The sequence below is a fragment of the Actinomadura napierensis genome (assembly GCF_039529375.1).
In the GTDB taxonomy this organism is placed as follows: Bacteria; Actinomycetota; Actinomycetes; order Streptosporangiales; family Streptosporangiaceae; genus Spirillospora; species Spirillospora napierensis.
In genome coordinates this window covers 1-519 of record NZ_BAAAMR010000432.1, presented here as the reverse complement: position 1 = coordinate 519, position 519 = coordinate 1, and the positions used below count along the sequence as shown (strand labels likewise).

Below are 519 nucleotides of genomic sequence, written 5' to 3'. Positions count from 1 at the left end.
GCGACTTTCCAGCAGGCATACCCGCAGCTCATCTTGCCGTTCAGCATCGGCGCGCGTGACAGCATCGCCGAGGCGCTGGGCGAGCAGATGCCGGTGTGGAAGATCAAGAAGACCGCCGCGCGGAAGGCCACCCAGGAGGTGCGTGCGCTGGCGGATTACGTGTTCACGAAGATGGAGATCGCGCAATGAGCGCCAAGACCAACGCCAAGAAGAAGGAGCAGGACAAGCCGCAATCGTCCGGGCTGGGCCTGGACGGGCTGGGCGACCTGGCCGGCCTGCTGAACGAGCAGCCGGCGGCCAACGCCGGCGGCGCAGGCCCGCAGGAGCTGCCGCTTGACCTGATCGACGAAGACCCACACCAGCCGCGCACGGCCGACAACCCCGGCTTCTCGCCGGAGAGCATCGCGGAGATCGGCGAGACCATCAAAGCGCGCGGCGTGAAGTCGCCCATCAGCGTGCGCGAGAACCCGGACGCACCGGGGCGCTACCTCATCAACCACGGCGCGCGGCGCTATCGCG

General features: G+C 68.2%; 2 protein-coding genes. Both read left to right on the top strand.

All coding sequences use genetic code 11. The annotated features are described in order from the left end of the window. On the top strand, window positions 1–189 hold a 189-nt coding region (locus tag ABD296_RS50325; RefSeq protein WP_455363894.1), incomplete at its 5' end, for a hypothetical protein. Then, the coding region (locus ABD296_RS50320; RefSeq protein ID WP_344285863.1) for a ParB/RepB/Spo0J family partition protein at window positions 186–519 on the top strand (334 nt) is incomplete at its 3' end. The genes ABD296_RS50325 and ABD296_RS50320, both read left to right, overlap by 4 nt.